The organism is Burkholderia sp. MS455 (genome assembly GCF_016899445.1).
Classification (GTDB): Bacteria; Pseudomonadota; Gammaproteobacteria; order Burkholderiales; family Burkholderiaceae; genus Burkholderia; species Burkholderia pyrrocinia_C.
Map to the genome: position 1 here is coordinate 1,287,316 of NZ_CP041779.1, position 23,611 is coordinate 1,310,926.

20 protein-coding genes are annotated in these 23,611 nt (G+C 65.7%); 19 read left to right on the forward strand and 1 reads right to left on the reverse strand.

The window, feature by feature from the left end; translation table 11 throughout:
* Nucleotides 1–12 precede the first annotated feature (12 nt).
* The 8 genes from gloB (at nt 13) to FPJ27_RS25215 (ending at nt 10,516) form a co-directional block, all read left to right on the forward strand.
* Entirely contained in the window at nt 13–819 is an 807-nt protein-coding gene (gene gloB, locus FPJ27_RS25180) for a hydroxyacylglutathione hydrolase (RefSeq protein WP_072435874.1), read from the forward strand.
* 151 nt (nt 820–970) lie between these two features.
* A complete protein-coding gene (locus FPJ27_RS25185) occupies nt 971–2,539 on the forward strand; it encodes a transglycosylase SLT domain-containing protein (RefSeq protein WP_072435873.1) in 1,569 nt (522 codons plus the stop codon).
* 163 nt (nt 2,540–2,702) lie between these two features.
* On the forward strand, nt 2,703–3,920 hold the full coding sequence (locus FPJ27_RS25190) for an MFS transporter (RefSeq protein ID WP_204426106.1): 1,218 nt from the start codon (nt 2,703–2,705) through the stop codon (nt 3,918–3,920).
* Nucleotides 3,921–4,310: 390 nt separating this feature from the next.
* Nucleotides 4,311–5,456, forward strand: coding sequence for a glutamine-hydrolyzing carbamoyl-phosphate synthase small subunit (gene carA, locus FPJ27_RS25195; protein ID WP_072435871.1), 1,146 nt, complete (start codon nt 4,311–4,313; stop codon nt 5,454–5,456).
* A gap of 28 nt (nt 5,457–5,484) precedes the next feature.
* The gene (leuE, locus tag FPJ27_RS25200; RefSeq protein WP_072435870.1) at nt 5,485–6,144 is read left to right on the forward strand and encodes a leucine efflux protein LeuE; all 660 of its coding nucleotides are present in this window, start codon (nt 5,485–5,487) and stop codon (nt 6,142–6,144) included.
* A gap of 49 nt (nt 6,145–6,193) precedes the next feature.
* Nucleotides 6,194–9,448, forward strand: a complete 3,255-nt coding sequence (gene carB / locus FPJ27_RS25205) for a carbamoyl-phosphate synthase large subunit (protein ID WP_072435869.1) — start codon at nt 6,194–6,196, stop codon at nt 9,446–9,448.
* A gap of 118 nt (nt 9,449–9,566) precedes the next feature.
* Nucleotides 9,567–10,043, forward strand: a complete 477-nt coding sequence (gene greA, locus FPJ27_RS25210) for a transcription elongation factor GreA (protein WP_021163362.1) — start codon at nt 9,567–9,569, stop codon at nt 10,041–10,043.
* Nucleotides 10,044–10,057: 14 nt separating this feature from the next.
* Nucleotides 10,058–10,516, forward strand: a complete 459-nt coding sequence (locus FPJ27_RS25215; protein ID WP_072435868.1) for a DUF4149 domain-containing protein — start codon at nt 10,058–10,060, stop codon at nt 10,514–10,516.
* Nucleotides 10,517–10,556: 40 nt separating this feature from the next.
* Here FPJ27_RS25215 and FPJ27_RS25220 read toward each other — a convergent pair whose 3' ends face one another.
* Nucleotides 10,557–11,084 (reverse strand): YhbY family RNA-binding protein, encoded by a 528-nt coding sequence (locus FPJ27_RS25220; protein ID WP_204426107.1) that lies wholly within the window; start codon nt 11,082–11,084, stop codon nt 10,557–10,559.
* 193 nt (nt 11,085–11,277) lie between these two features.
* Between FPJ27_RS25220 and FPJ27_RS25225 the strand changes: the two genes are divergently transcribed.
* The 11 genes from FPJ27_RS25225 to phoR all read left to right on the forward strand — a co-directional run bounded on the left by FPJ27_RS25225 (nt 11,278) and on the right by phoR (nt 23,516).
* Complete coding sequence (locus FPJ27_RS25225; protein WP_034183277.1) at nt 11,278–11,940, forward strand: RlmE family RNA methyltransferase; 663 nt, start codon at nt 11,278–11,280, stop codon at nt 11,938–11,940.
* Nucleotides 11,941–12,106: 166 nt separating this feature from the next.
* A complete protein-coding gene (gene ftsH, locus FPJ27_RS25230) occupies nt 12,107–14,005 on the forward strand; it encodes an ATP-dependent zinc metalloprotease FtsH (protein WP_072435866.1) in 1,899 nt (632 codons plus the stop codon).
* 28 nt (nt 14,006–14,033) lie between these two features.
* On the forward strand, nt 14,034–14,975 hold the full coding sequence (gene folP / locus FPJ27_RS25235; protein ID WP_204426108.1) for a dihydropteroate synthase: 942 nt from the start codon (nt 14,034–14,036) through the stop codon (nt 14,973–14,975).
* Between the two features lie 28 nt (nt 14,976–15,003).
* The gene (glmM, locus tag FPJ27_RS25240) at nt 15,004–16,359 is read left to right on the forward strand and encodes a phosphoglucosamine mutase (RefSeq protein WP_175962427.1); all 1,356 of its coding nucleotides are present in this window, start codon (nt 15,004–15,006) and stop codon (nt 16,357–16,359) included.
* A gap of 453 nt (nt 16,360–16,812) precedes the next feature.
* Nucleotides 16,813–17,847 carry a phosphate ABC transporter substrate-binding protein PstS gene (pstS, locus tag FPJ27_RS25245; protein ID WP_072435863.1) on the forward strand — a complete coding sequence of 345 codons (1,035 nt, stop codon included), beginning with the start codon at nt 16,813–16,815 and terminating at the stop codon, nt 17,845–17,847.
* A gap of 94 nt (nt 17,848–17,941) precedes the next feature.
* Nucleotides 17,942–18,928 carry a phosphate ABC transporter permease PstC gene (gene pstC, locus FPJ27_RS25250; RefSeq protein WP_072435862.1) on the forward strand — a complete coding sequence of 329 codons (987 nt, stop codon included), beginning with the start codon at nt 17,942–17,944 and terminating at the stop codon, nt 18,926–18,928.
* Nucleotides 18,925–19,818 (forward strand): phosphate ABC transporter permease PstA, encoded by an 894-nt coding sequence (gene pstA, locus FPJ27_RS25255; RefSeq protein WP_204426109.1) that lies wholly within the window; start codon nt 18,925–18,927, stop codon nt 19,816–19,818. Before pstC ends, pstA begins: the two co-directional genes overlap by 4 nt.
* A 15-nt stretch (nt 19,819–19,833) precedes the next feature.
* Entirely contained in the window at nt 19,834–20,682 is an 849-nt protein-coding gene (gene pstB, locus FPJ27_RS25260) for a phosphate ABC transporter ATP-binding protein PstB (protein ID WP_072435860.1), read from the forward strand.
* An 18-nt stretch (nt 20,683–20,700) separates the two neighbouring features.
* Nucleotides 20,701–21,405 (forward strand): phosphate signaling complex protein PhoU, encoded by a 705-nt coding sequence (phoU, locus tag FPJ27_RS25265; RefSeq protein ID WP_034183285.1) that lies wholly within the window; start codon nt 20,701–20,703, stop codon nt 21,403–21,405.
* A gap of 32 nt (nt 21,406–21,437) precedes the next feature.
* Complete coding sequence (phoB, locus tag FPJ27_RS25270; protein WP_027787869.1) at nt 21,438–22,139, forward strand: phosphate regulon transcriptional regulator PhoB; 702 nt, start codon at nt 21,438–21,440, stop codon at nt 22,137–22,139.
* A gap of 57 nt (nt 22,140–22,196) precedes the next feature.
* On the forward strand, nt 22,197–23,516 hold the full coding sequence (gene phoR / locus FPJ27_RS25275) for a phosphate regulon sensor histidine kinase PhoR (protein ID WP_072435859.1): 1,320 nt from the start codon (nt 22,197–22,199) through the stop codon (nt 23,514–23,516).
* Nucleotides 23,517–23,611: the final 95 nt, after the last annotated feature.

Below are 23,611 nucleotides of genomic sequence, written 5' to 3' on the forward strand. Positions count from 1 at the left end.
GGTTGCGCGCCCATGAACGAGCTGGAATACGTGCCGGTTCCGGCATTCGAAGACAACTATATCTGGCTCGTCTCGGACGGCCGCGATGCGATCGCCGTCGATCCGGGTGAAGCCGCGCCGGTGCGCCGGGTTCTTGCCGAACGAGGCTGGCGGTTGACCGCTATTTTACTCACGCACCATCACGCCGACCATGTCGGCGGTGTCGAGGCGCTGCGCAATAGCCAACCGGCCGATGTGCCGCTCACCGTTTACGGCCCCGCGGCCGAGGCGATCGGCGTGGTCACGCGGCCGCTTTCGGGCGGCGATCGCGTGACGGTCGACGCGCCGGCCGTCGCGTTCGACGTGCTCGACGTGCCCGGCCATACGCGCGGCCACATCGCCTATTTCCAGGCGGCCGGGCAGGGCGCCGCGGTGCCGCACGTGTTCTGCGGCGACACGCTGTTCTCGTGCGGCTGCGGCCGCCTGTTCGAAGGCACGCCCGCGCAGATGCTCGCGTCGCTCGACGCGCTCGCGGCACTGCCGGGCAATACGCACGTTCATTGCGCACACGAATACACGCTGTCGAACATCCGCTTCGCGCTCGCGTGCGAGCCCGGCAATGCGGCGCTTGCCGCGTGGCGCGACGACGCGCAGGCGCTGCGCGCGCGCGGCGTGCCGACGCTGCCGACGACGATCGCGCACGAGCGCGCGGTGAACCCGTTCATGCGCGCGGACAGCGCCGCCATCCATGCGACGCTCGAGGCCGAGCTTCACGAAACGGTGCCGGATCGTCTGGCGGCGTTTACGCTGATGCGGGAGTGGAAAAACCGGTTCAGATGATCATTTCCGGAGGACTCCAAAGCTCAAGCGGTGTCTGTAAAAATTGCTCCAAATGTAGGATTTCGCTGAGTTTTCGGTGTTTTTATTGACGTGAAGCACGCACTTCCGTAGTATCGCCAGCAATTTCCAGCCGTCGGAAGCCGAGATTTTCATGCGACTTATATTGAGTGCGATGGTGGTCCTGCTACTCGCCGCTTGTGCGAGCCAGGCTCCTGTCGCCAACAACGCCGCCGATCCGCAGGCGGCGTCCAACTACCTCCGTAAATCAGCCACCGCCAAAGAAACTGTCGACGTCGACAAGCAATCCGTCGGCGACCTGACCAGTGCGGACTCCGATCTGTGGGGCCGCATCCGTCGCGGCTTCCAGATGCCCGACCTGCAGAGCGACCTCGTCGACATGCAGACGACCTGGTACACGCAGCGTCCCGATTACGTGCAGCGCATGACCGAGCGCTCGCAGAAGTACCTGTATCACATCGTCGAGGAACTCGAGGCGCGTCACATGCCGACCGAGCTCGCGCTGCTGCCGTTCATCGAGTCCGCGTTCAACCCGCAGGCGCTGTCGGTCGCGAAGGCGGCCGGCATGTGGCAGTTCATGCCCGGCACGGGCCGCACGTACAACCTGAAGCGCAACATGTGGCAGGACGAACGGCGCGACGTGCTCGCGTCGACGAGCGCCGCGCTCGACTACCTGTCGCGCCTGCATGACATGTTCGGCGACTGGTATCTGGCGCTGGCCGCGTACAACTGGGGCGAGGGCAACGTGCAGCGCGCGATCGCGCGCAATCAGGCGGCCGGCCTGCCGACCGACTACCAGAGCCTGCGGATGCCGAACGAGACGCGCAACTACGTGCCGAAGCTGCAGGCGGTGAAGAACATCATCGCGAGCCCGAAGCAGTACGGCCTGACGCTGCCGGACATCCCGAACCACCCGTATTTCGTGACGGTCACGACGTCGCGCGACATCGACGTCGCGGTCGCCGCGAAGCTCGCGAACCTGTCGCTCGACGAATTCCGCTCGCTGAACCCGTCGTTCGCGAAGCCGGTGATCCTCGGCGCGACCGAACCGCAGATCCTGCTGCCGTTCGACAACGCGTCCGCGTTCGAGAAGAACCTGAAGTCATACAACGGCCAGCTTTCGACGTGGACCACCTATACGGTCAGCGAACGTGCGCGGCCGGCCGCGATCGCCGAGAAGATCGGCGTGGACGCCGATACGCTGATGTCGGTCAACAAGATTCCGGCCGGCATGCGCCTGAAGCCGGGTTCGACGATCGTCGTGCCGCGCGGCGATGACGACGACGAGGACATCAGTGCCGACGTCGCCGAAAACGGCGCGCTCGCGATGGAGCCCGACGTACCCGACACGCGCAAGATGCTGATCCGCGTGCGCCGCAAGCAGTCGATGGCGGCGATCGCCGGCCGCTACGGCGTGTCGGTCGGCCAGCTCAAGGCGTGGAACCGCACGCACCGCGATCTCGCGATGCCGGGCCAGGCGCTCGTGCTGCACGTGCCGGTCGGCCGCTCGGTGCCGGCGGAACCCGGTCCGGAGCGGATCGCGACGTCGGTCGGCGGTGCGCGCATCGAGCGCGCGAGCCTGGCGGTGGGCGGCAAGTCGCACGGCGCGAAGCGCGGCGCGGCAAAGCCGGCGGCCAAATCGGCCAAATCTGCGAAAGCTGCACCCGCGAAGGCCGCGCCGGCCAAGGGCAAGAAGAAGTAACGCGGCTGCGAAGCGCGGCGGGCGGCCGGTCCGGGCCGCGCGATTGCGCTATCATCCGACGAATTGCAACGAAACGCCGTCACCGAGGTGACGGCGTTTTCGTTTGTGCGCGGTGCGAGGGCGCCGCGCCGTTTCGACAGTCTTCATATCACGAGGGGGAGCGATGTCGTCGGTGCAGGTGAGGGTGCTCGCGCTGTTTTCGATCGGGTATTTCGTGTCGTATGTGTTTCGTGGCGTCAATCTGGGCTTCGCGCCGTTCGTCACGCATGAGCTCGGGTTGTCGGCCGCCGATCTCGGCCTGCTCACCAGTCTCTATTTTCTCGGTTTCGCGGGCGCGCAGATTCCGGCCGGCGTGATGCTCGACCACTTCGGCCCGCGCCGCGTGACGGCCGGCATGCTGCTGTTCGCCGCGGCCGGCGCCGCCGTGTTCGGCGCCGCGCACGGCATCGGCACGATGATGGTCGGCCGGCTGCTGATCGGCGTCGGCGTGTCGGTGTGTCTCGGCGCGGCGTTCAAGGCGCTCGCGCAGCATTTCCCGGTCGGCCGGCTGCCGCTCGTCAACGGCCTCGTGATGGCGGTTGGCGGCCTCGGCGGCGTCGTGGTCGGTTCGCCGCTGACCTGGCTGCTCGGCTGGACGAACTGGCGCGCGATCTGTTTCGGCCTCGCGGTGCTGACGGTGATCGTCGCGGCCTCGATCGGCTTCGGCGCGCCCGAAGCGAAGCAGGTGCGCCACCAGGGCGGGCTCGTCAGCCAGTTCAAGGGCACGTGGCACATCCTGAGCAGCCGCGCGTTCTGGAAGATCTCGTCGTTCTCGGTCGTCACGCAGGGCGTGTTCTACGCGATGCAGTCGCTGTGGGTCGGGCCGTACCTGCGCGACGTCGCGGGGTTCGATGCGCCGCATGCCGCGCGCCTCGTGTCGGTGCTCGGCTTCGCGATGATGGCCGGCTGCGTCGGCTTCGGCGCCGCGGCGCGCGTGCTCGAGCGGCGCGGCGTGTCCGTCTACGCATTCTGCGGGGTCGGCATGGCGCTGTTCGTCGCGACGCAGGTCGCGATCGTCGCGCGCATGCCGTTGCCGCCGGCCGTGCTGTGGGCTGCATACGGGATGTTCGGCGGCGTCGGCATCCTGACCTATGCGGTGATGGCCGGGCACTTTCCCGCCCACCTGATCGGCCGCGCGAACACGACGCTCACACTGGTGATCTTCCTGCTGATCTTTGCGTTCCAGATCGGTGTCGGCGCGGTGCTGTCGCGCTGGCCCGCGGTCGACGGCCGTTATCCGGCCGCCGCGCACCTCACCGCATGGGGCGTGCTGCTCGCGCTGCAGCTCGCGAGCGCGGTCTGGTACGTGTGGCCCGCGCGCGGCGCTGGCCAAGCGCACTGATCCGGCGGTACGCTGGTGGGTGGGGCGGCTGCGGAAACGGGGCCGCAGCCCGTCGAGCGTGCGCCGTTGCGCGTACGCCGTACCGCGCTGCCGGTGGCGGCGCGCGCATGATCGGACGGCCATATCGATTGAAGATAGGGCCATTTTCGGGCTATAATTTGAAAGTTTGTGCTGATCAACCTCGCACCCTAGCGCCTACCTCATTCATCCCGTTCATCCGCCGCACGCCGCCTGCCGGGCGATGCCGCGAAGCCTCGTGCGCCACGCGCCGGGTTCGCGTCTCGGCAACGCAGGCCGCGTCCAGCTAGCGACTACGCGCGCCCACGCAGCGCGGCGCTCGCGCGGCAGGGTAAACAGGTCGGCAGCAGGGTGTTCCCCAAGGAGCCTCCCGTGTTGCCGTCTTTTTCTCCCGCCTTGCTTGCACTCGCCGACGGCACGGTCTTTCGTGGTTATTCGATCGGGGCCGAAGGCCATACGATCGGCGAAGTCGTGTTCAATACCGCGATCACCGGCTATCAGGAAATCCTGACTGATCCGAGCTACGCGCGCCAGATCGTCACGCTCACCTACCCGCATATCGGCAACGTCGGCGTCAACGCCGAAGATGTCGAAGCCACGAAAGTCCATGCCGCCGGCCTGATCATCCGTGATCTGCCCACGCTCGCATCGAACTTCCGCATGGACCGCACGCTCGGCGATTACCTGCGCGACGAAGGCGTCGTCGCGATCGCCGGCATCGATACCCGCAAGCTGACCCGCATCCTGCGCGACAAGGGCGCGCAGAACGGCTGCATTCTCGCCGGCTCGGACGACGAGGCGAAGGCGATCGAGCTCGCGCGCTCGTTCCCGGGCCTCGCCGGCATGGATCTCGCGAAGGTCGTGTCGACCACCAAGCCGTTCGAGTGGAAGCAGACGGAATGGCGCCTCGGCAGCGGCTACGGCATGCAGGAAGCGCCGAAGTACCGCGTCGTCGCGTACGATTTCGGCGTCAAGTACAACATCCTGCGCATGCTCGCGGAACGCGGCTGCCAGGTCACGGTGCTGCCCGCACAGGCGAGCGCGGCCGATGCGCTCGCGCTGAATCCGGACGGCATCTTCCTGTCGAACGGCCCCGGCGATCCGGAGCCGTGCGATTACGCGATCGCGGCCACGAAGGAATTCATCGAGCGCGGCGTGCCGACCTTCGGCATCTGCCTCGGCCACCAGATCATGGGCCTCGCGGTCGGCGCGAAGACGCTGAAGATGAAGACGGGCCACCACGGCGCGAACCACCCGGTGAAGGATCTCGGCGACGGCCGTGTCGTGATCACGTCGCAGAACCACGGTTTCGCGGTCGATGCGGATTCGCTGCCGGCCAACGCGCGCGTGACGCACGTGTCGCTGTTCGATGGCACGCTGCAGGGCTTCGAGCTGACCGACAAGCCGGCGTTCTGCTTCCAGGGCCACCCGGAAGCGTCGCCGGGCCCGCACGACATCGGCTATCTGTTCGACCGTTTCACCGCGCTGATGGACGCGGCGAAGCAGCGCAACGCCTAACGCAACCGAAGGACGGGAGATTCGCATCATGTTCGGCCACGCACTCGGCATCACGGATATCTGGACCTACGTGTTCGGCGTGATCTTCATCATCCTGCTGCCGGGGCCGAACTCGATGTACGTGCTGTCGCTCGCGGCGCAGCGCGGCGTGAAGGCCGGCTATCGCGCGGCCTGCGGCGTGTTCGTCGGCGACACGGTGCTGATGGTGCTGTCCGCCGCGGGCGTCGCTTCGCTGCTGAAGGCGAATCCGCTGCTGTTCTCCGTCGTCAAGTACGGCGGCGCCGCGTATCTGCTCTACATCGGCACCGGCATGCTGCGCAGCGCGTGGCGCAAGCTGCGCGCGCCGGCGGGCGAGCCCGCCGAGGCACCGCAGGCGGTCGACGGCGAGCGGCCGTTTCGCAAGGCGCTGATCGTGAGCCTGCTGAATCCCAAGGCGATCCTGTTCTTCATCTCGTTCTTCATCCAGTTCGTCGACCCGGCATTCCCGCATCCCGCGCTGTCGTTCGTCGTGCTCGGGGCGATCGCGCAATGCGCGAGCTTCCTGTACCTGAGCACGCTGATCTTCGCGGGTGCGCGGCTCGCCGAGCACTTCCGCCGCCGCCGCAAGCTCGCGGCAGGCGCGGCGAGCAGCGTGGGCGGCCTGTTCATCGGTTTCTCGGTGAAGCTCGCGCTCGCGACCATGAGCTGAGCGCTGCCGGCCGACCCACGACAACGATTACTTATTGAATTCACAAGCCATGCCAAAACGCACAGACATCAAAAGCATCCTCATCATCGGCGCCGGCCCGATCATCATCGGCCAGGCGTGCGAGTTCGACTATTCGGGCGCGCAGGCTTGCAAGGCGTTGCGTGAGGAGGGCTACAAGGTCGTTCTCGTCAACAGCAACCCGGCGACGATCATGACCGACCCGAACACGGCCGACGTGACCTACATCGAGCCGATCACGTGGGAAGTCGTCGCGCGCATCATCGAGAAGGAGCGCCCGGACGCGATCCTGCCGACGATGGGCGGCCAGACCGCGCTGAACTGCGCGCTCGACCTGCACCACCACGGCGTGCTCGAGAAGTTCGGCGTCGAACTGATCGGCGCGTCGCCGGAGGCGATCGACAAGGCGGAAGACCGCCAGAAGTTCAAGGAAGCGATGACCAAGATCGGTCTCGGCTCCGCGAAGTCGGGCATCGCGCACTCGATGGAAGAGGCGACCAAGGTGCATGCCGAGATCATGGCGGGCACCGGCGGCAGCGGCTATCCGGTCGTGATCCGTCCGTCGTTCACGCTCGGCGGCTCGGGCGGCGGCATCGCGTACAACCGCGAAGAGTTCGAGGAAATCTGCAAGCGCGGTCTCGACCTGTCGCCCACGCGCGAACTGCTGATCGAGGAATCGCTGCTCGGCTGGAAGGAATACGAGATGGAAGTCGTGCGCGACCGCGCCGACAACTGCATCATCGTCTGCTCGATCGAAAACCTCGACCCGATGGGCGTGCACACCGGCGACTCGATCACGGTCGCGCCGGCGCAGACGCTCACCGACAAGGAATACCAGATCCTGCGTAACGCATCGCTCGCGGTGCTGCGCGAGATCGGCGTCGACACGGGCGGCTCGAACGTGCAGTTCTCGATCAACCCGAAGGACGGCCGCATGGTCGTCATCGAAATGAACCCGCGCGTGTCGCGTTCGTCGGCGCTTGCATCGAAGGCGACCGGCTTCCCGATCGCGAAGGTCGCCGCGAAGCTGGCGGTCGGCTACACGCTCGACGAGCTGAAGAACGAAATCACCGGCGGCCAGACGCCGGCGTCGTTCGAGCCGACGATCGACTACGTCGTCACGAAGATTCCGCGTTTCGCGTTCGAGAAGTTCCGTGAAGCCGATTCGCGCCTGACGACGCAGATGAAGTCGGTCGGCGAAGTGATGGCGATCGGCCGCACGTTCCAGGAGTCGTTCCAGAAGGCGCTGCGCGGCCTCGAAGTCGGCGTCGACGGTCTCGACGAGAAGTCGACCGACCGCGACGAGATCGCGATCGAGATCCACGAGCCGGGCCCGGACCGCATCTGGTATGTCGGCGACGCGTTCCGCATCGGCATGACGGCCGAGGAAATCTTCGCGGAAACCGCGATCGACCCGTGGTTCCTCCATCAGATCGAGCAGATCATCCTGAAGGAAAAGGCGCTCGCGGGCCGCACGCTCGCGTCGCTGACGTTCGACGAGCTGCGTTACCTGAAGCAGAGCGGTTTCTCCGACCGCCGCCTCGCGAAGCTGCTCGGTGCGACGCCGGAAGACGTCCGCCGCCGCCGCGTCGAGCTGAACGTGCGCCCGGTCTACAAGCGCGTCGACACCTGCGCGGCCGAGTTCGCGACGAAAACCGCGTACATGTACTCGACCTACGAGGAAGAGTGCGAGGCGCAGCCGACCACGAACAAGAAGATCATGGTGCTGGGCGGCGGCCCGAACCGGATCGGCCAGGGCATCGAGTTCGACTACTGCTGCGTGCACGCGGCGCTCGCGATGCGCGAGGACGGCTACGAAACGATCATGGTCAACTGCAACCCGGAAACGGTGTCGACCGACTACGACACGTCCGACCGCCTGTACTTCGAGCCGCTGACGCTCGAAGACGTGCTCGAGATCGTCGACAAGGAAAAGCCGGTCGGCGTGATCGTCCAGTACGGCGGCCAGACGCCGCTGAAGCTCGCGCTCGACCTCGAGGCGCACGGCGTGCCGATCGTCGGCACGTCGCCGGACATGATCGACGCCGCCGAAGACCGCGAACGCTTCCAGAAGCTGCTGCAGGATCTCGGCTTGCGCCAGCCGCCGAACCGCACCGCGCGCGCGGAAGACGAAGCGCTCAAGCTCGCCGAGGAAATCGGCTATCCGCTGGTCGTGCGTCCGTCGTACGTGCTCGGCGGCCGCGCGATGGAGATCGTCCACGAGCCGCGCGACCTCGAGCGCTACATGCGCGAGGCCGTGAAGGTGTCGAACGATTCGCCGGTGCTGCTCGACCGCTTCCTGAACGACGCGATCGAGTGCGACGTCGACTGCATCTGCGACGGCGAAGCCGTGTTCATCGGCGGCGTGATGGAGCACATCGAGCAGGCGGGCGTCCACTCGGGCGACTCGGCATGCTCGCTGCCGCCGTACTCGCTGTCGAAGGAAACCGTGGCCGAGCTGAAGCGCCAGACGGGCGCGATGGCGAAGGCGCTGAACGTGGTCGGCCTGATGAACGTGCAGTTCGCGATCCAGCAGGTGCCGCAGGCGGACGGTTCGAAGCAGGACATCATCTACGTGCTCGAAGTGAACCCGCGCGCGTCGCGCACGGTGCCGTACGTGTCGAAGGCCACCAGCCTGCCGCTCGCGAAGATCGCGGCGCGCGCGATGGTCGGTCAGAAGCTCGCGCAGCAGGGCGTGACGAAGGAAGTCGAGCCGCCGTACTTCAGCGTGAAGGAAGCCGTGTTCCCGTTCGTCAAGTTCCCGACCGTCGATCCGGTCCTCGGGCCTGAAATGCGTTCGACCGGCGAAGTGATGGGCGTCGGCCAGACGTTCGGCGAAGCGCTGTTCAAGTCGCAGCTCGCGGCCGGTTCGCGCCTGCCGGAGTCGGGCACGGTGCTGCTGACCGTGATGGACGCCGACAAGCCGAAGGCCGTCGAAGTCGCGCGCATGCTGCACGACCTCGGCTACCCGATCGTCGCGACCAAGGGCACGGCTGCCGCGATCGAAGCGGCCGGCGTGCCGGTGAAGGTCGTGAACAAGGTGAAGGACGGCCGCCCGCACATCGTCGACATGATCAAGAACGGCGAGATCGCCCTCGTGTTCACGACGGTCGACGAGACGCGCCAGGCGATCGCCGATTCGCGTTCGATCCGCATGAGCGCGCAGGCGCACAAGGTCACGTACTACACGACGATGTCGGGCGCGCGCGCGGCCGTTGAAGGCTTGCGCTACCTGAAGGATCTGGAAGTCTATGATTTACAAGGTCTTCACGCTCGCCTAAACTAAGCAGTCAGTTACCTGTCGAAGCAATACGTGCCGCGGTTAAGCGGTGTTTCCGGTTCATCGGAAACGCGCTTAATCGCGGTGATTTTTTTTAAAGCCGTTTTTAGCGATTGAGCCGTTTATGAGCACCATTCCGTTGACAAAGCGTGGCGCAGAGCAACTGCGCGATGAATTGCAGCGCCTCAAATCCGTCGAGCGGCCGGCCGTGATCAACGCGATCGCGGAGGCCCGCGCACAGGGCGATCTGTCCGAAAACGCCGAATACGATGCCGCGAAGGAAAAGCAGGGCTTCATCGAGGGTCGTATCGCGGAAATCGAATCGAAGCTGTCGGCCGCGCAGGTCATCGATCCCACCGTGCTCGATGCCGAAGGCCGCGTGGTCTTCGCGTCGACGGTCGAGCTCGAGGATCTCGAGTCGGGCGACACCGTCAAATACCAGATCGTCGGCGACGACGAAGCCGATATCGATCACGGCCTGATCTCGGTCAGCTCGCCGATCGCGCGCGCGCTGATCGGCAAGTCCGAAGGCGACGTCGCGGCCGTGCAGGCGCCGAGCGGCGTGCGCGAATACGAAATCATCTCGGTCAGCTACATCTGAAGCGGGGCGACGTGATGCCGCATCGCGTGTTCCGTCTGCTGTCGGCCGTGTGGGTCGGCAGCCTGCTGACGATCGGGTATGCGGTCGCGCCCGTGCTGTTCAAGACGCTGGAGCGGATGACGGCCGGTTCGGTCGCTGCCCAGCTGTTCCGTATCGAGGCGATCCTCGGTGTCGTGTGCGGCGTGCTGCTGCTCGCGTTGTCGAACCAGCAGGTGCGGCGCGGCAGCGGCGAATATCGCCGCGTGCGCTGGATCGTCGCCGCGATGGTCGTGTGCGTGCTGGTCGGGTATTTCGCGCTGCAGCCGTTCATGAACGCGCTGCGCGTGGCCGCGATGGACGCGGGCACCGACATCGCGAACTCGCCGTACGCGAGTCGCTTCGGGATGCTGCACGGCGTCTCGAGCGTGTTCTATCTCGTCGAGAGCGTGCTGGGGCTGATGCTGATCTGGCGTCTGCCGGCGCGCGACGCCTGAGTGCAGCGCGGCACGGCGTGACCCGTGCCGCGTACGCGTTTTACTTGTCCTGGTGCGGCCGCTTGGTGCTTGCCTGGCGCTTTTTCGCGCGCTTCACGTTGCCGCCTGCCGTCACGCGCTCGTTGCCGCGCACGACGACCTTCGTCGGCTTCGGACGACGCACGGGGCTCGCGTTCGGCGACACCTTGACGACCTTGACCGTGCGCGGTGCGCGGCCTTTCCTGTCGTCGGCGGCTTCGGCCGCGCTCGGCAGCGTGCCGGCGCGACGGCCGCGGGCCGGGGCCGCTGCGGCGGCCTCGGGTTTCCAGATCACCAGCAGCTTGCCGATGTGCTGGATCGGTGCCGCGCTCAGGCGGTCGCAGATCTCGTCGTAGATCGCGATGCGTTCGTCGCGCTCGTCGCCGAACACGCGGATCTTGATCAGCTGGTGCGCGGCGAGGTGCACCTTGATTTCCTTCAGCACGGCGTCGGTCAGCCCTTCGGCGCCGATCAGCACGACGGGCTTGAGCGCATGGGCCTGGGAGCGCAGCGCGGAGCGCTCGGCGGGAGAAAGCGAAAGGGCGGGCATGGAAATGTCGAAATCTAAATAGGGGCACGCGGCCTGAAAAACGATCGCGGGAAGTTACCGCGTCAGCCGTGCGCCGAAACCACGTAAAATCGCGGCTTGGGCCTGAAAAGGGGCCGCAGCCGCGCGAAGAAGACGCGTATTATCCGCTAAAAGCGCGGCTTCACGAAGCAAATGGCAGCAATCTCTCTCTCGAATGGCAAAAAACCGCTTTAACCAGCACTGGCTGCACGACCACATCAACGACCCGTACGTCAAAATGGCGCAGCGGGAGGGCTATCGCGCGCGTGCCGCGTACAAGCTGAAGGAAATCGACGAGCAGGACAAGCTGGTCCGTCCGGGCCAGGTGATCGTCGATCTCGGCGCGACGCCGGGCAGCTGGAGCCAGTATGCCCGCAACAAGCTCGCGCAGGGCAAGAAGCGCGATACCGAGCGCGAAGGCGGCATCGACGGCACGATCATCGCGCTCGACCTGCTGCCGATGGAGCCGATCGCCGACGTCCACTTCATCCAGGGCGACTTCCGCGAGGACGAAGTGCTTCACCAGCTCGAGGAAGTGCTCGAAGGCCGCGCGGTGGACCTTGTTATTTCGGACATGGCCCCCAACCTGTCAGGGGTGGCCTCGGCGGACGCGGCGCGCATCGAGCATCTCTGCGATCTGGCGCTCGAATTCGCGCAGAACCATCTGAAGCCGGACGGTGCGCTGCTCGTGAAATGCTTTCACGGCAGCGGCTACAGCCAGATCGTCGAGAAATTCAAACAGCAGTTTAAGACCGTCGCGCCGCGCAAGCCCAAGGCGTCCCGCGACAAATCGTCCGAAACGTTCATTTTGGGTCGGCATCTGAAGCATCCGCGCTGATGCGCGGCGGGGTGCCGCAAACGGGCTCCGGCCCTTGCCAGACAAGCGAAGCGCTATCGCGGCGGTTGTCAATGCTTATGGCGAGGGTGGTCGGACTGGATTAGAATGACCGAGGGGCGCCGCAAGGAAAATGTAGGCGCTCGTCTACGAGTGAAGGAGTGGTGCTTTGAACAACAATATGTTTTCGAAGGCAGCGGTGTGGTTAGTGATCGCACTGGTGCTGTTTACGGTGTTCAAGCAGTTCGACAAGCCCCGCGTCCAGGAAGGCGTGTCCTATTCGCAGTTCATGGACGACGCCAAGAACGGCAAGGTCAAGAACGTCATCGTTCAGGGGCGCAACCTCACCGTCACTCCGGCTGATGGCCAGAAATACCAGATCGTGTCGCCCGGCGACATCTGGATGGTCGGCGATCTGATGAAGTACGGCGTGCAGGTCAGCGGCAAGGCCGACGACGAGCCGAATGCGCTGATGTCCGCGCTGTACTACCTCGGGCCGACGATCCTGATCATCGTGTTCTGGTTCTACATGATGAGGCAGATGCAGGGGGGCGGCAAAGGCGGCGCCTTCTCGTTCGGCAAGTCGCGAGCGCGGCTGATCGACGAGAACAACAACGCGGTGAACTTCTCCGACGTCGCGGGCTGCGACGAAGCGAAGGAAGAAGTGTCCGAGCTCGTCGACTTCCTGCGCGATCCGCAGAAATTCCAGAAGCTGGGCGGTCGCATTCCGCGCGGCGTGCTGCTCGTCGGCCCGCCGGGTACCGGCAAGACGCTGCTCGCCCGCGCGATCGCGGGTGAAGCGAAGGTGCCGTTCTTCAGCATCTCGGGTTCGGACTTCGTCGAAATGTTCGTCGGCGTCGGCGCGGCCCGTGTGCGCGACATGTTCGAGCAGGCGAAGAAGCATGCGCCGTGCATCGTGTTCATCGACGAAATCGACGCGGTCGGCCGTCATCGCGGCGCCGGCATGGGCGGCGGCAACGACGAACGCGAACAGACGCTGAACCAGATGCTGGTCGAGATGGACGGCTTCGAGGCGAACTCGGGCGTGATCGTGATCGCCGCGACCAACCGTTCCGACGTGCTCGACAAGGCGCTGCTGCGTCCGGGCCGTTTCGACCGTCAGGTCTACGTCGGTCTGCCGGACATCCGCGGCCGCGAGCAGATCATGCGCGTGCACCTGCGCAAGGTGCCGATCGCGAACGACGTCGATGCGGCCGTCATCGCACGCGGCACGCCGGGTTTCTCGGGCGCCGATCTCGCGAACCTCGTGAACGAGGCTGCGCTGTTCGCGGCACGCCGCGGCAAGCGCATCGTCGAGATGCAGGATTTCGAGGACGCGAAGGACAAGATCTTCATGGGTCCGGAGCGCAAGTCGGCCGTGATCCGCGAGGAAGCGAAGCGCGCGACCGCTTACCACGAGTCGGGCCACGCGGTGGTCGCGAAGCTGCTGCCGAAGGCCGACCCGGTGCACAAGGTCACGATCATCCCGCGCGGCCGTGCGCTGGGCGTCACGTGGCAGTTGCCCGAGCATGACAACGAAACGTACTCGAAGGACTACCTGCTGGACCGCCTCGCGATCCTGTTCGGTGGCCGGGTCGCGGAAGAGCTGTTCATGAATCTCGTCAGCACCGGCGCATCGGACGACTTCAACAAGGCAACGCAGACGGCACGCGCGATGGTGGCCCGTTTCGGCATGACCGATGCGCTCGGGCCGATGGTCTACGTCGACGACGAGAACGATGCGTCGCCGTTCGGCCGCGGCTTCACGCGCACGATCTCGGAAGCGACGCAGCAGAAGGTCGATTCGGAAATCCGCCGCGTGCTCGACGATCAGTACACCCTTGCGCGCCGCCTGCTCGAAGAGAACCGCGACAAGGTCGAAGCGATGACGGCCGCGCTGATGGAGTGGGAGACGATCGACGCCGATCAGATCAACGACATCATGGAAGGCCGTCCACCGCGCTCGCCGAAGAGCTCGCCGGCTGTCGGCGGCGATTCGTCGGGCGGTGGCAGCAGCGCCGAGGTCAAGCCCGGCAACGCGCCGGCGCCTGCTTCGCCGGCGGCATAACCTCCGCTTTAGCACCGTTCACGGGCTGGTGTGGCTTCACACCGGCCCGTTTTGCATTCAACCACGCCAGTCGCTCGTGTCCGATTCCGCTGTTACTCCATCCATTCCCGCGCCGCTCCAGTGCGGCCGCTTCGCACTGACGTTCGAGCGCCCGCTCGTGATGGGCATTCTCAACGCCACGCCCGATTCGTTCTCCGACGGCGGCCGCTTCCTCGCGCGCGACGATGCGCTGCGCCAGGCCGAGCGCATGATCGCCGAAGGCGCGGATCTCCTCGATATCGGCGGCGAATCGACGCGCCCCGGCGCACCCCCCGTACCGCTCGACGAGGAACTCGCGCGCGTGATCCCGCTCGTCGAGGCGCTGCGGCCGCTGAACGTGCCGCTGTCGGTCGACACCTACAAGCCGGCCGTGATGCGCGCGGCGCTGGCCGCCGGCGCGGACCTGATCAACGACATCTGGGGATTCCGCCAGCCGGGTGCGATCGACGCGGTGCGCGACGGCAACTGCGGGCTGTGCGCGATGCACATGCTCGGCGAGCCGCAGACGATGCAGGTCGGCGAGCCCGACTACGGCGACGTCGTGACCGACGTGCGCGAGTTTCTCGCCGCGCGCGCGCAGGCGCTGCGCGACGCGGGCATTGCGCCGGAGCGGATCTGCGTGGATCCCGGCTTCGGGTTCGGCAAGGCGGTCGTCGACGACAACTATGCGCTGCTGGCCGCGTTGCCGGAGACGGCGCCCGCGCGGCCCGACGGGCGTGCTTATCCGATCCTCGCGGGCATGTCGCGCAAGTCGATGCTCGGCGCGGTGATCGGCGGCAAGCCGCCGATGGAGCGCGTCGCGGCGAGCGTGGCGGCCGCGTTGTGCGCGGTCGAGCGCGGTGCGGCGATCGTGCGCGTGCACGACGTCGCGGCGACGGTCGATGCGCTGAAAGTCTGGAATGCCGTGCGCGAAGCCGCGCGGCAACGATAAGTCAGAAGACGAAGGAGGAAGATTCGCCATGGGACGTCGATATTTCGGCACGGACGGCATTCGCGGCACGGTGGGCGAGGCGCCCATCACGCCGGATTTCGTATTGCGCCTCGGCTACGCGGCCGGCAAGGTGCTGGCCAGCTCGGCCGACGTCGCGGCAGGCTCGCGGCCGACCGTGCTGATCGGCAAGGACACGCGCGTGTCGGGCTACATGCTGGAAGCTGCGCTCGAGGCCGGTTTCTCGGCGGCCGGCGTCGACGTGATGCTGGCCGGCCCGATGCCGACGCCGGGCGTCGCATATCTGACGCGTGCGCTGCGCCTGTCGGCCGGCGTCGTGATCAGCGCGTCGCATAACCCGTATCACGACAACGGGATCAAGTTTTTCTCCGCTGACGGCAACAAGCTGCCCGACGACACCGAAGCCGCGATCGAAGCGTGGCTCGACAAGCCGCTCGAGTGCGCGTCGTCCGACGGCCTCGGCAAGGCGCGCCGCCTCGACGACGCGGCCGGTCGCTACATCGAGTTCTGCAAGAGCACGTTCCCGGCCGCGTTCGACCTGCGCGGGTTGAAGCTCGTGGTCGATTGCGCGCACGGTGCAGCGTACCAGGTCGCGCCGCATGTGTTCCACGAGCTCGGCGCTGACGTGATTCCGATCGGTGTCGCGCCGAACGGCTTCAACATCAACGACGGCGTCGGCGCGACCGCGCCCGACGCGCTGGTGCGCGCGGTGCGGGCGAACCACGCCGATCTCGGCATTGCGCTCGACGGCGATGCGGACCGCCTGCAGGTCGTCGATGCGACCGGGCGCCTGTACAACGGCGACGAACTCCTCTACGTGCTCGTGAAGGACCGGATCGCGACCGACGGCAAGGTCGAAGGTGCGGTCGGCACGCTGATGACGAACCTCGCCGTCGAAGTCGCGCTGCAGCGCGAGGGCGTGAAATTCGTCCGCGCGGCGGTCGGCGACCGCTATGTGCTCGAGCAATTGCGCGAGCACGGCTGGCAGCTCGGCGCGGAAGGCTCGGGCCACATCCTGTCGCTCGACCGGCATTCGACCGGCGACGGCATCGTGTCGGCGCTGCTCGTGCTGGCCGCACTGAAGCGCAGCGGCCGAACGCTCGCGCAGATGCTCGATGGCGTCACGCTGTTTCCGCAGAAGCTGATCAACGTGCGGATGAAGCCCGGCGCCGACTGGAAGGGCAGCGCGTCGATTCGCGCCGCGATCGACGCGGCCGAAGCCGCACTCGCCGGCAGCGGCCGCGTGCTGATCCGCGCATCGGGCACCGAGCCCGTGCTGCGCGTGATGGTCGAGGCGCAGCAGGCGGCCGATGCGGTCCGCCATGCGGAGACGATTGCCGACGCGGTGCGCGCGGCGACGACCTGACGCACGATATCGGCGCGGGGCGGCCTGCCGTCCGCGCGCCGGTTCTCCGGTAAATCGGCACGCGGCGCCTTCGGGCGCCGCAATTTCGTCAGACGCAAAGGTTTGCGCTACCTATAGTGTGTCGCGTCGATCAACGCATCGCCTGACTGAAGATATCTTCCGACCCCTGATATCGCGCCCATCGCGGGCAGGGGCTTCCCGTACCGCCGACGCTGCGCTACGATCCGCCGGCGCACCCGAAAAACGGGTGTTCCACCCCGTCCTTGCCGGGCAGGCAATTCTTGCCGCCTTTGCCGTTCCGGTGCCCGCAGGCGCCGCCCGCGCCGCACCCGATACTCCCTTTCAACCAGTCATGTTACTGTCACGCCAGTTTCATCGATTGTCACATTACCGTCATGAGGAGCCCCTAACCTTCGCGGTGCCGTAGTCATCCGCTCACACACTGGAGGTCTCATGAAATTGATGCAAACCGCGATTGCCGGCCTGGCTGGCGCGCTTTTCGCCGTTGCCGCGCAAGCTGCCGACATCACGGGCGCAGGCAGCACGTTCGCGATGCCGATCTATACGAAATGGGCTGCCGACTACCAGCAGTCCGGCGGCGCGAAGGTCAACTACCAGGGTATCGGTTCGTCGGGCGGCCTGAAGCAGATCAACGCGAAGACGGTCGATTTTGCCGGTTCGGACGCTCCGCTGAAGGATGAAGAGCTTGCGAAGGAAGGCCTGTTCCAGTTCCCGACGGTGGTCGGCGGCGTGGTGCCGGTCGTCAACGTGCCGGGCGTGAAGGCCGGTGAACTGACGCTGTCGGGCCCGGTGCTCGGCGACATCTACCTCGGCAAGATCAAGAAGTGGAACGATCCGGCGATCGCCGCGCTGAACCCGAAGGTCAAGCTGCCGGATACGGACATCGCGGTCGTTCGCCGTGCTGACGGCTCGGGCACGAGCTTCATCTGGACGAACTACCTGTCGAAGGTCAACGACGAGTGGAAGTCGAAGATCGGCGAAGGCACGACGGTCAACTGGCCGACGGGCACGGGCGGCAAGGGCAACGACGGCGTCGCGGCCTTCGTGCAGCGCCTGCCGGGCGCGATCGGCTACGTCGAGTGGGCGTACGCGAAGAAGAACAACATGACCTACACCGCGCTGAAGAACTCGACGGGCACGGTGGTCGAGCCGAAGACGGAAACGTTCAAGGCCGCTGCTGCCGGCGCGAACTGGTCGAAGTCGTTCTACCAGATCCTGACGAACCAGCCGGGCAAGGACGCATGGCCGGTCGTCGGCGCGACGTTCGTGCTGCTGCACGCGAAGCAGGACAAGCCGGAGCAGGGCGCGGAAACGCTGAAGTTCTTCAGCTGGGCGTTCAAGAACGGCGAGAAGGCTGCGGACAGCCTCGACTACATCTCGCTGCCGGCGACGGTCGAGACGGAAATCCGCAAGCAGTGGAAGACGAAGGTGACGGACGCGTCGGGCAAGCCGGTCGCCGCCGAGTAAGCAATGCAGCGGTTCACTGCCCGGCCGCGCCGGTCGGGCAGTGTGTGCGGTAAAGCCGGGCGTCACGGCGCCCGGCACTCAAAAGCAGGCACCCATGTCTGATATTTCATACGCGTCCTCCCGATCGCCCGACAGTGCGCAGCAGCGCGCGCCGAGCCGCCTCGGCGACGTCCTGTTCGGCGGCCTCGCACGGCTCGCCGCGATCGTGACCCTGCTGCTGCTGGGCGGGATCATCGTTTCCCTGATCATTGCGTCGCTGCCGACCATCCAGAAGTTCGGCCTCGGCTTCCTGTGGCAATCCGAGTGGGATCCCAACTCGGACATCTACGGCGCACTCGTGCCGATCTACGGCACGATCGTGACGTCGGTCATTGCGCTCGTCATCGCGGTGCCCGTCAGTTTCGGCATCGCACTGTTCCTCACCGAGCTGTCGCCCGTGTGGCTGCGTCGTCCGCTCGGCATCGCGATCGAGCTGCTCGCCGCGATTCCGTCGATCGTGTACGGCATGTGGGGGCTGCTCGTGTTCGCGCCGATCTTCGCCGAATACTTCCAGAAGCCGCTCGGCCATCTGCTCAAGGACGTGTGGGTGCTCGGGCCGCTGACGTCCGGCCCGCCGATCGGCATCGGCATCCTCGCGGCCGGCGTGATTCTCGCGATCATGATCATCCCGTACATCGCGTCGGTGATGCGCGACGTGTTCGAGGTCACGCCCGTGCTGCTGAAGGAATCGGCATACGGGATCGGCTGCACGACCTGGGAAGTGATGTGGAAGGTCGTGCTGCCCTATACGAAGACCGGCGTGATCGGCGGCGTGATGCTCGGCCTCGGCCGCGCACTCGGCGAGACGATGGCCGTGACGTTCGTGATCGGCAACACGAACCTGCTCGACAGCGTGTCGCTGTTCGCGCCGGGCAACAGCATCACGTCGGCGCTCGCGAACGAATTCGCGGAAGCGCAGCCGGGCCTGCATACGTCCGCGCTGATGGAACTGGGCCTGATCCTGTTCGTGATCACGTTCATCGTGCTGTCCATCTCCAAACTGCTGCTGCTTCGTCTCGAGAAGGGAGAGGGCAAGAAATGAGCGAGCCCATCATGAATTTCCCGGGGCCGGACGGCGCCGTGCTCGAAGCGATGCGCGAGCGCCTGCAGCGCAAGCGCAAGGCCGTCAACGCGGTCGCGCTCGCCGCATCGCTCGGCGCAATGGCGTTCGGCCTGCTGTGGCTCGTGTGGATCCTGTACACGACGCTGCACCTCGGTATCGGCGGCCTGTCGGTGCAGCTGTTCACCGAATCGACGCCGGCACCGAACACCGAAGGCGGCGGTCTCGCGAACGCGATCGTCGGCAGCCTGCTGCTGTGCGGTTTCGGCACGCTGGTCGGCACGCCGATCGGCATCCTCGCGGGCGTTTATCTCGCCGAATACGGCCAGAAGAACCTGCTGGCGAGCACGATCCGCTTCATCAACGACATCCTGCTGTCCGCGCCGTCGATCGTCATCGGCCTGTTCGTGTACGCGCTCGTCGTCGCGAAGTCGGGGCGCTTCTCGGGCTGGGCCGGCGTGATCGCGCTCGCGCTGCTGCAGATCCCGATCGTGATCCGCACGACCGAGAACATGCTGAAGCTCGTGCCGAACGCGCTGCGCGAAGCCGCCTTCGCGCTCGGCACGCCGAAGTGGCGAATGGTGCTGAAGATCACGCTGCGCGCATCGGTGGGCGGCATCATCACGGGCGTGCTGCTCGCGGTCGCGCGGATCGCCGGCGAAACGGCGCCGCTGCTGTTCACCGCGCTGTCGAACCAGTTCTTCTCGTGGGACATGAGCCAGCCGATGGCGAACCTGCCCGTGACGATCTACAAGTTCGCGATGAGCCCGTTCGCGGAATGGCAGTCGCTCGCATGGGCGGGCGTGTTCCTGATTACGCTCGGGGTGCTCGGACTCAACATCCTGGCGCGCTCGGTCTTCTCGAAAAAGTAACGGCGGAGCAATCCGATGAATATGGCAGAGAGCCACCTGAATCCCGTCGAGCGCACCGCAGCGCCCGCCGGCACGCACGACGCGGCGAACGATCGCCCGCTCGCGCCGCTGAACGCGAAGATCGAGGTCAACAACCTCAACTTCTTCTACAGCAAGTTCCATGCGCTGAAGAACATCAACCTGCGCATTCCCGAAGGGAAGGTGACGGCGTTCATCGGCCCGTCGGGCTGCGGCAAGTCGACGCTGCTGCGCACGTTCAACAAGATGTTCGCGCTCTATCCGGAGCAGCGCGCCGAAGGCGAAATCCTGATGGACGGCGAGAACCTGCTGACGACGAAGCGCGACATCTCGCTGCTGCGCGCGCGCATCGGCATGGTGTTCCAGAAGCCGACCCCGTTCCCGATGTCGATCTACGACAACATCGCGTTCGGCGTGAAGATGTTCGAAAAGCTCACGCGCTCGGAAATGGACGACCGCGTCGAGTGGGCGCTCACGAAGGCCGCGCTGTGGAACGAAGTGAAGGACAAGCTGGGGCAGAGCGGCTACGGCCTCTCGGGCGGCCAGCAGCAGCGTCTGTGCATCGCGCGCGGCATCGCGATCCGCCCGGAAGTGCTGCTGCTCGACGAACCGTGCTCGGCGCTCGACCCGATCTCGACGGGCCGCATCGAGGAGCTGATCGCGGAGCTGAAGAGCGACTACACGGTCGTGATCGTCACGCACAACATGCAGCAGGCAGCGCGCTGCTCGGATTACACGGCCTACATGTACCTGGGCGAGCTGATCGAGTTCGGCGAAACCGAAAAGATCTTCATCAAGCCGGTGCGCAAGGAAACGGAAGACTACATCACCGGCCGCTTCGGCTGATGACGGAGAACAACAGCCATGTCGGATAAACATCTGTCGAGCCAGTTCGACGCGGACCTGAATGCCGTGTCGTCGAAAGTGCTGGAAATGGGCGGGCTCGTCGAGTCGCAGATCGTCGGCGCGATGCACGCACTCAACGAATTCGATCGCGATGCGGCCGAGAAGGTGATCGCGGCCGAGGAAACGCTGAACGCGATGGAAGTCGACATCGACCAGGAATGCGGCAACATCATCGCGCGGAGGCAGCCTGCCGCGCGCGACCTGCGTCTTTTGATGTCGATTTCGAAAACGATTACGAACCTCGAGCGCGCCGGCGACGAGGCAGAGAAGATCGCGAAGCGCGTGCGCCGCCTGGTCGACGAGCCGGCCGCACGCGCGGTCAACATCGCCGAGATCAAGGTGTCGGGCGAGATGGCCGTGACGATCCTGCGCCGCGCGCTCGACGCGTTTGCGCGTCTCGATACGGTGGCGGCCGCGCAGATCGTCAAGGACGACAAGGAGATCGACATGGAATTCCGCGCGTTCGTGCGCAAGCTCGTGTCGTACATGCAGGAAGATCCGCGCACGATCTCGGTCGGCCTCGATTACCTGTTCATCGCGAAGGCGATCGAACGGATCGGCGACCACGCGAAGAACATCGCCGAATTCATCATCTACATCGTGAAGGGCACGGACGTGCGGCACCAGCCGCGCGACACGCTCGACCGAGAAGCCAACAGTTAACGCGACAACGTACAGGAAGAAAAGAGGTGCCGATGCCCAGCAACATTCTCGTCGTTGAAGATGAGCCCGCGATTTCCGAACTGATCTCGGTGAATCTCCAGCACGCCGGTCATTGCCCGATCCGCGCGTACAACGCCGAACAGGCGCAGAACCTGATCAGCGACGTGCTGCCCGATCTCGTGCTGCTCGACTGGATGCTGCCGGGCAAGTCCGGTATCGCGTTCGCGCGCGACCTGCGCAACAACGAACGGACCAAACACATCCCGATCATCATGCTGACCGCGCGCGGCGACGAGCAGGACAAGGTGCTCGGGCTCGAGATCGGCGCGGACGACTACGTGACGAAGCCGTTCTCGCCGAAGGAACTGATGGCGCGCATCAAGGCCGTGCTGCGCCGTCGTGCGCCGCAGCTGACCGAGGACGTCGTGTCGATCAACGGGCTGCGCCTCGACCCGGCCACGCATCGCGTCGCCGCGCATGCGGAAGGCAGCGAGATCAAGCTCGATCTCGGCCCGACCGAATTCCGCCTGCTGCATTTCTTCATGACGCATCCGGAGCGCGTGCACAGCCGCACGCAACTGCTCGACCAGGTGTGGGGCGACCACGTGTTCGTCGAAGAGCGAACCGTCGACGTGCACATCAAACGATTGCGCGCGGCCTTGAAACCGGCCGGCTGCGATGCGATGATCGAGACCGTGCGCGGCAGCGGCTACCGGCTCGCCAAGCACGCGTAACGTATCCGGACATGCCGTGTGCCACGGCATGCCGTTCATTCTTTCGGACGCTGAATCATGAACATCATCTGGGCGCGCTTTCTGGTGTCGCTCGTGCTGCTCGTGCTGATCGGCGTATTGGTCGGCGTCTTTGCCGGCCCGACCGCGGGCCTCGTGTTCGTGGCCGTGATGCTGATCGCGCAGGGCTTTTTCAGCACCTTCCATACGCAGCGTCTGTGGCGCTTGCTCGATGCGCCCGTCTACGGCGAAGTGCCGAGCGCGCCGGGCATCTGGGGCGAGATTTACTACCGTTTGCACAAGCTCGCGAAGCAGTGGCATGCGCAGGTGCGGCAGGTTGAACAGCAGCATTCGCGCTTCATCCAGGCGATCCAGGCCTCACCGAACGGCGTCGCGATGCTCGACGACCACGACCAGATCGAGTGGTGCAACGCGATCGCCGAGGTCCATTTCGGTCTCGATGCGAAGCGCGACCTGCGCCAGCACATCACGAACCTGGTGCGTCATCCCGAGTTCGTCCGCTACCTGAATGCGCAGCATTACGACGAGACGCTCGTGATGCGCGGCATGGGCGGTGCGCGACAGAACGTGCTGGCCGTGCAGGTGTTTCCGTACGGCGAGAACCGCAAGCTGCTGCTCACGCAGGACATCACCGAGCTCGAGCGTACCGACGCGATGCGGCGCGACTTCGTCGCGAACGTGTCGCACGAATTGAAGACGCCGCTCACCGTGCTGTCCGGCTTCCTCGAGACGATGCGCGAGCTGCCGCTGAACGAGGAAGACCGCGCTCGCTATCTCGAGATGATGGAGCAGCAGGCGTCGCGGATGCGGCACATCGTCACCGATCTGCTGGTGCTCGCGAAGCTGGAAGGCGAGAGCAAGCCGCCGGTCGATCATGCGATCGACATGCGCGCCGTGTTCGACCATCTGAAGGAGGATGCGCAGACGCTGTCGAACGGGCATCACGACATTGCGTTCTCGATCGACGAGACGCTCGGCGTCACGGGCGCGCAGACGGAGTTGTTCAGCGCGTTCGCGAATCTCGTCACGAACGCGATCCGCTATACGCCGGACGGCGGCAAGATCGTCGTGTCGTGGCGGCGCGAGGGTGCGCAGGGCGTGTTTTCCGTCACGGACAGCGGCTTCGGCATTCCGGCCGCCGACTTGCCGCGGCTGACCGAGCGCTTCTATCGCGTCGACCGCAGCCGCTCGCGCGATACGGGCGGCACGGGGCTCGGGCTCGCGATCGTCAAGCACGTGCTGCAGCGGCACGATGCGCACCTGTACGTGCAAAGCGAGGAAGGGCGCGGCAGCACGTTCACCGCGCGGTTCCCGGGCTCGCGCATCATCGCGATCCGGCCGGCCGCGTACGAGGCATGATCGCGTAACGGCATCCGTCGCTCGTTCGGCGAGCGGCGGCACGCCAGGCAAGAAAAAAGCGCAGCCCGCGTATGTGAGCTGCGCTTTTTCATTGG